Consider the following 3324-nt stretch of genomic DNA (forward strand, 5'->3'; position numbering starts at 1 on the left):
TTCTGAGGAGCGGGGCGCAATATTCAGCGTGACTTCACCAGCAACCAGGGCCTCTTCGCCCGCCATCAGCTGCCACACCAGTTGGTGGTTGTCAGTGGCGCAGAAGCAGGCTTCGCTGGTGACTTTGACGGTGAGTGGCTGGGTTGCCACTAATTCGAAAGTAAACGGCTGCTGTGCTCTTTTGGCTTCAAACAGTGCCGGGTGCGGTGTTTTATCCGGGAATACCAGCCCATTGATGCAAAACTGGCGATCGTTGATCTGGTCACCAAAATCACCGCCGTATGCCCAGAAGTGCTGGCCATTGTCGTCGAACTTGTCCAGTCCCTGATCCACCCAGTCCCAGATGAAACCGCCTTGCAGGCGGGGGTGCTTTCTGAACGCAGCCCAATACTCGGCAAAACCGCCCAGGCTATTGCCCATGGCATGGGCATATTCACATAGAATGACTGGCCGGGTTTCGTTGGGCATGCCGACCCATTTGGTCAGCGCCCATTTATTTTTGCCCAGGAACTGCTGTGGCTGATCCTGATCGGTGCGGCCATACATTGGGCAGATGATGTCTGTTGCGGGGGTATCGGAACAACCACCTTCATATTGTATCGGGCGAGACGGGTCGGTTCGTTTGGTCCATTGGTACATGGCATCATGGGCGGCACCGTAGCCTGATTCATTGCCCAGTGACCAGATGATGATGGATGGGTGGTTAAAGTCCCGCGCCACCATGCGCATCATCCGCTCCAGGAACGCATTGGCCCACATCGGGTCGTCGGCCAGCTTGCGCATGGGGGTCATGCCGTGGGTTTCAATATTGGCTTCGTCAACCACATAGAGACCCAGGCGATCACACAGCTGATAGAATGCCGGTTGGTGCGGGTAGTGAGAACAGCGCACAGCATTGAAATTATGCTGTTTCATCAGTATCAGGTGTTCACGAACATCGTCTACCGTTTCAAAATGACCGGTCGCCGGGTTGTGCTCGTGCTTGTTCACACCACGAATCATTAATGGCTGGCCGTTTAATTGCAGCAGGCCGTCCTTGATTTCTACCTTACGAAAGCCAACGTCGTAGGCTTCGCTTTCAATATCGCTGCTTGCTTGCGGATCCGTCAGCGTGACCACAACGCGATAAAGGTTGGGTGCCTCTGCGCTCCACTTTTGCGGGTTGTTGATATCCAGCTGCAGGCATGTGCGATCGTTATAACCGCCTTTTTCATCCATTGGTGCAGTGCCAATGGCGGATGTGGTGGTGGCAATGATGTCTTTATTCAAATACAACGTCACCCGAATGGCCAGATCATCGGCATTCTCGGTATCGGCAACAATGGTGAGTTTGCCGTGTTCGTAGCGATCATCAAGATCAGGTGTGACGCGAATATCCACCAGACGTTGGTGTGGCTTATTGAGCAAGCGGACTGAGCGATAAATGCCGCTTAGCCACCACATATCCTGATCTTCCAGGTAGCTGCCATCGGACCAGCGGATAACCATCACGCATAACCGGTTCTCACCGGCCTGGAGGTATGGTGTCAAATCGAACTCGGCGGCCAGTCGACTGTCCTGTGAATAACCCACGGACTTGCCGTTACACCAGAGATAGAAGGCGCTGTTCACGCCATCAAAGATCACCCGGGTCTGGCTATCTTCCTGCCACTGCGCAGGCAGCGTGAACGTGGTGGAGTAGCAACCAGTCGGGTTCTCTGCGGGCACTTGGGGTGGGTTGCAGGGGAACGGGTACTTGACGTTGGTATAAATGGGTTTATCGAAACCCTGTAGCTGCCAGTTACCGGGTACGGTAATGGTTTGTGCCGGGTCTGCACCTTCCCGTGAAAATGTTTCAGGCACTTGTTCCGGGAAGTCATACAGTGCAAAAGCCCACTGGCCATCCAGGCTTAATACCGAATCACTCCCATTGTCTGCCAGAGCTTGTGGCTCACTGCGCCAGCTGTTCATCGGGGTATGGCTTGCCAGTCGGCTGCGTGCGGTGATTTGTGGGCTTTCCCAGTCGCGCTGCATGTATTTACTCATAGGTTGGCTAAATCATTTTCCTGTCTCTGGAGTCACAGATCATTTCACCTGGAGGTGACATTATTGACGACAGTTATCCAGAATTTTCATACTTCAACAGGATGTATCTTATCTGTGAACACATGAAAAAGTGTTGATCCAGCTCAAATTTATGTAACTGTTACATTTTTCGGGTGTCAGCCTGTTTGCTGATACAGTTTTGGTGCCTGCACACTGCTGCGTTCAACAAAAGCCGGCATCATTATCTGGCCTGTAACCTTTTCCCTGTCGTTACTGCCCAGACTGATGGCCAGTCGTGCCGCCTGTTCCGCCATAACGGCAATGGGGTAACGGACAGTGGACAGTTTCGGGTGCAGATAACGGGCAATGACCAGGTCGTCATAGCCAACCACTGAGATATCCTGTGGACAGTGCAGGCCGTTTTCCTGCAGGCCAAACAGCGCGCCAGCGGCCATGATATCGTTGTAGGTGATGATGGCCGTCAGTGGCAGGCCTTTTGCCAGTAAGTCATAAACCCCCAGTCTGCCGCCATCTTCGGTGGGTGGGCAGGCGGCAATGTATCGTTCATCAACAGGTATGCCTGCTTCTGCCATGGCTTTATGGTGGCCCTTGAGGCGATCTGTGGAGTCATCGATGAATTGCTCTGAACATAAATAGCCAATCTGTTGATGACCTTTATTCAGCAGATGGCGGGTAGCAATGTAGCCTCCCTGAACATTGTCCAGGGCAACGCAGCGCTCGGCAATGGGTTCAATGTAACGATTAATCAGCACTAAACCGGGGATTTGGCTGGCAAAGTCTATCAGCGTTTCATCGGACAACCATTTGCTGTGGACAATGGCCGACTCACAGTTACCGATCAGTCGCTCGATGGCCTGGTGCTCGGTTGCTTCACTGTAGTGGCCATTGTGGATCAACAGCTGTTTGTTATGGCTTCTGGCAACCTGATCGATGCCTTTCAGCATCTGGCCAAAGAAGGGTTCTGAAACATCAGACACCACTGCGCCGATAGTGTTTGCCGACTGTCGTCCAATCACCGGACGATAACCCAGCTTCCGAATGGTTTTCCAGACCCGTTGCACCACTTCATCACTGGTATTTGGGGAGCGATTGACTACCCGTGAAACAGTTGCCGTAGAAACATTGGCTTCCCTGGCGACATCTTTTATTGAAACCATAAATTATCCGTGTGTTGATGACCCTGGCTGGCGGTATCGTAGTGGGAGAGGCTGGGGGGGGAAGTGTTAAGGAGTTGTCTGGAAATAACTTCCCTATTTTCATTGCCTGACTCCGTTCGGA

2 protein-coding genes are annotated in these 3324 nt (G+C 52.6%); both read right to left on the reverse strand.

Going from position 1 to position 3324, the window contains the following annotated elements:
* A partial coding sequence (locus KDK13_RS14850; RefSeq protein ID WP_257285754.1) for a glycoside hydrolase family 2 TIM barrel-domain containing protein occupies window positions 1-2025 on the reverse strand: 2025 nt, incomplete at its 3' end.
* A 176-nt stretch (window positions 2026-2201) separates the two neighbouring features.
* Entirely contained in the window at window positions 2202-3203 is a 1002-nt protein-coding gene (locus tag KDK13_RS14855) for a substrate-binding domain-containing protein (RefSeq protein WP_257285755.1), read from the reverse strand.
* Window positions 3204-3324: the final 121 nt, after the last annotated feature.

It is taken from the genome of Endozoicomonas sp. SESOKO1 (assembly GCF_024606265.1).
In the GTDB taxonomy this organism is placed as follows: Bacteria; Pseudomonadota; Gammaproteobacteria; order Pseudomonadales; family Endozoicomonadaceae; genus Endozoicomonas.